This is a genomic window from uncultured Sphingomonas sp., assembly GCF_964237155.1.
In the GTDB taxonomy this organism is placed as follows: Bacteria; Pseudomonadota; Alphaproteobacteria; order Sphingomonadales; family Sphingomonadaceae; genus Sphingomonas.
Map to the genome: position 1 here is coordinate 1 of NZ_CAXSHH010000129.1, position 4,128 is coordinate 4,128.

At 64.1% G+C, this 4,128-nt stretch carries 3 protein-coding genes; all 3 read left to right on the top strand.

Annotated elements, in window-relative coordinates; genetic code table 11:
- On the top strand, window positions 1–358 hold a 358-nt coding region (locus ACFE71_RS15070; protein WP_375429580.1), incomplete at its 5' end, for a hypothetical protein.
- 23 nt (window positions 359–381) lie between these two features.
- Window positions 382–1,764 carry a hemolysin family protein gene (locus tag ACFE71_RS15075; RefSeq protein ID WP_375429581.1) on the top strand — a complete coding sequence of 461 codons (1,383 nt, stop codon included), beginning with the start codon at window positions 382–384 and terminating at the stop codon, window positions 1,762–1,764.
- Between the two features lie 76 nt (window positions 1,765–1,840).
- Window positions 1,841–3,706 (top strand): potassium transporter Kup, encoded by a 1,866-nt coding sequence (locus ACFE71_RS15080; RefSeq protein WP_375429582.1) that lies wholly within the window; start codon window positions 1,841–1,843, stop codon window positions 3,704–3,706.
- Window positions 3,707–4,128: the final 422 nt, after the last annotated feature.

The following is a 4,128-nucleotide window of genomic DNA, read 5'->3' on the forward strand; positions in this document are numbered from 1 at the left end:
GAGTTCGCCTTTCAGCTCAAGGGAACTCTCCACTTTTCCGGGGCAAGTCCACATCGATCCGACCAGTCATGCGATCGCTCGTATGACTGGTCGCAAGCTCTATCACCTCACTATTGATCGCAACGCTCCACCCAAAACGTGGCAAGCATCGCAGCGCACCCGCTCAGCGCAAGGCGGCCGTCAGACCACGCTTACCCTGATCCAAAGTACCACGATCAATCTGCGCGGCGTTAGTGAGGATACGGACAGTTGCGAATGGAGTAACGTTGTCGAGCCCGACAAGAGTCAAGCGGTGGCCGAAGCCGTGCCTTCGTACATCCAGCGCCGATCGTTAAGTCCAAGCGTTCCGGCAACATAGCCGTTCCAGGTCGACGGCGCTACTTGAGGGTCGTCATGGAAGCGGATGGGCTGGTCACCGCAGGCAAGCTGCTCGCCGTTATGCTGCTGGTGGTGATGAACGGGTTCTTCGTCGCGGCCGAGTTCTCGCTTGTCGGGATGCGCAAGAGCCGGGTCGAGGAGCTGGTCGCGGCCGGATCAGCGACGGCGCGCGTGCTCCAGAAGTCGGTAGGCGAGCTCGATGCCAGTCTAGCCTCGACGCAGCTCGGCATTACCTTGTCGTCGCTGGGGCTGGGATGGATCGGCGAACCGGCTCTCGCGCATCTGATCGAGCCGGCACTCGCCGGCTTCGCTTGGGCCACAGCGGCGAGCCACGCCATAGCAGTGGCGGTGGCGTTTGCGATCATCACCACGCTCCACATTGTACTGGGGGAACTCGCGCCCAAGAGCCTCGCGCTGCAGCGGACGGAGAAGACGGCGCTCGCCGTGGTACGTCCGCTGGCGCTGTTCTCGGCGCTCTTTCGCCCCGCTGTTGCAGCGCTCAACGGGCTGGGCGGGCTGGTGCTGCGCCTGTTCGGCCTTCAACCCGGCGCGGAAGGCGACCAGCTTCACTCGACGGAGGAGCTGAAGCTGCTCGTTGCCGCCAGTAGAGAAGGCGGAGTGCTTGAGGGTGCGCAGCAGGAGGTCGTCGAGCGGGCATTCGACATGACCACGCTCAAGGTTACGTCGATCATGACGCCGCGTCGCGAGGTCTACTGGATCGACGCCGACGCCGATCGACACGCGCAGATGGCGGCCGTGCGCGCCAACAAGCACGAGATGGCGCTGTTGTGCCGGGGTCACATGGATGTCGTGGTGGGCGTGGTCCGCAAGCAAGACTTGCTCGACGCGCATCTCGACGGCCGCCCCCTTGATGTCGTCGCCGTGGTTCGCGACCCAGTCGTCGTACATGACGGGACCAATGTGCTCCATGTGCTCGAGCTCTTCCGGAACCGTCCGGTGCAGATGGCCGTGGTGGTCGATGAGCATGCGACGGTGCGCGGTGTTGTCACGCAGACTGACCTGCTGGAAGCAATGGCGGGCGACATACCCGAGGAAGGCGAGGAGGCTCCCGTAATTGAGCGAGAGGACGGCTCGCTCCTGATGGACGGCTCGATCCCGATCCTGGCGGCCATTGATCGCCTTGGCGCCCCCAAGACGGAGCTGACGAGCGAATATCAGACGCTCGCCGGCTTCTGCCTCCGGCGCTTCGGGGGCGTGCCCGCGGTCGGTGACCATTTCGATTGGGAAGGTCGCCGCTTCGAAATCGTCGATCTGGATGGCCTCCGGATCGACAAGGTGCTCGTGTCAGCCCCGGCCACGGATGGCCAGGCGAGAGGACTCGAGCACCGGCTCACTGGCATCCCGCCGACAATCCGCAGGTCTTGACCGGAAGGCTGTGACTGGAGTGACGGAGGGTGATCGATGCTCGCGCGGTTGCCCCGCTCCTGCCATGAAGATCTCCATGCTCAGCACGCACCCCAAGCCGACCCTGAAGCTCATGCTCGGCGCGACCGGAGTCGTGTTCGGCGACATCGGTACCAGCCCGCTCTACGCGTTTCGGGAAAGCTTTATCGGGCATCACAAGCTGCCGCTCGACACGTTCCACGTGCTCGGCGTCCTGTCGATGCTGATCTGGGCGCTGATCTTGGTGGTCACGGTCAAATACGTCTTCGTGACGATGCGCGCGGACAATCGCGGCGAGGGCGGCAGCTTCGCGCTGCTCGCGCTGATCCAGCGCGTCGCCAAGCACTCCCCGGCGCTGCCATGGGTCGCTGGCGCTGCGCTAGTCGCGACCGCTTTGTTCTACGGCGACGCGATCATCACGCCCGTGATCTCGATCCTCTTGGCGGTGGAAGGGCTGACGCTGCTCAGCCCGAGGTTTGGCGAACTCGTGATCCCGATCACGCTGGCGATCATCGTCGTGCTGTTCGCCATCCAGCGCTTCGGCACGCACGTCGTGGGCACTGTGTTCGGGCCGGTGATGTTCATCTGGTTCGCGACCGTCGCGGTGCTGGGTGCGTTCCAGGTCGTCGACAATCCGCAGGTGATCGCCGCCGCCAATCCCGCCTATGCCGCTCGCTTCTTCCTGGCCGACCCGGTGCGCGCCTTCCTCACTCTGGGCACGGTCGTGCTGGCGGTAACGGGCGCAGAGGCGCTCTACGCGGACATGGGGCATTTCGGCCGCTCGGCGATCGCGCGTGCTTGGCTTTGGCTGGCGCTGCCGGCACTGCTGCTCTGCTATGCCGGACAGTCGGCGTTGGTGCTGTCGACCCCGTCGGCGATCAACTCGCCCTTCTACCTGATGGCACCGCTGCAGCTCCTCCCGCCGCTGCTGATCCTCGCGGCGCTGGCCACCGTCATCGCCAGCCAGTCGATCATCAGCGGCGCGTTCTCGGTGACTCAGCAGGCGGTGCAGCTCGGCTATCTGCCGCGCGTCAACATCCGCCACACGTCGGAGAAATCGCGCGGGCAGGTCTATGCGCCCGGCGTCAACGCCCTGCTGTTCTTCGCGGTCATCGCACTGGTGCTAGGCTTCCGCAGCTCCGGCGCGCTCGCGGCGGCCTTCGGCTTGGCGGTGACCGCGACGATGGTGCTGACGACGCTGATGATCGGCTTCATGGTGTTCCGCGTGTGGCGCTGGAGTCCGTTCTGGGCGGTGCCGCTCTATGCCGTGCTACTCGCGCTCGATCTCGGGCTGTTCGCTGCATTGTCGACCAAGTTCCTCGACGGCGGTTGGCTACCGGTGACGATTGCCGTTGTGCTGGTCCTGGTCTTCGACACGTGGCGGCGGGGGCGCAAGCTGGTAGCAGCGAGACTTGCCGAGGACGCGATGCCGGTCGAGATGTTCATGGCCTCGACCGCCAAGATACACCGGGTCCCGGCGACCGCCGTCTACCTGACCAACACTCGGGAAGGCATCCCGCCCGCGCTGCTCCATAACCTCACATACAATCTCGTCCTCCACGACCGCGTCTTCCTGGTGACGCTTGAAACGGCTATGACGCCGCACGTTGCCGACGCTGACCGGCTGAGCGTGGAAGAGCTAGGCGGCGGGCTGACCCGTGTCGTCGTTGGCTACGGCTTTGCCGAAAGCCCGGACGTGCCCCGCGCGCTGAAGCCCGTCCTGGATGCGGACCCAGCATGCAAGCCGGAGACCGCGGGATATTTCATCAGCCGTCAGACGCTCATTGCGTCTCGACGGCCTGGCGTGGCGGTGTGGCGCGACCGCCTCTTCACGGCGATGGTGCGAAATGCCGAGACACCGATGAGCTTCTTCCGACTACCGGTGCATCAGGTAGTGGAGATAGGTACGCAGGTGGAGATTTGATGTGGCCATCAATGCTGCATGCCTCAGAGACCAAGTATTGAAGCGCATTACAAACCGGGGGCAATCGGCTCGAGGATAGGACGGTAAGGGAGGTTTGTTGGAGGCCCGAACAGGCCCCACCGGCCTTGTGTAGATTTTCTGTTCCGTTGCTATTCAAGGCCCCTCCTCTGCCACTTGGTAAAATATAAGGAGGTATGTACCTCAACGCCGGCGTCTCGGTCCTGGATGCACGCCCCGGGATCGGCCGCCACCTCGACTTCTACAACCATGGCCGTCAAGATATACTTCAACCAGCCGCTTCTCGCAGCGGCATGATCGCCGGCCGGCAATCCACTCATTGAACCCGCGAGGCTGTTCAGACGTTTCAACTAGGCTCCAGACTCGTTCACAGCCAGAACGCGAGCGCGGTGGCGAGCGCCACG

Bases quoted from the DNA above. Each gene is read 5' to 3' on its own strand.
- ACFE71_RS15080 (WP_375429582.1), top strand. From the start codon at position 1,841: ATGCTCAGCACGCACCCCAAGCCGACCCTGAAGCTCATGCTCGGCGCG.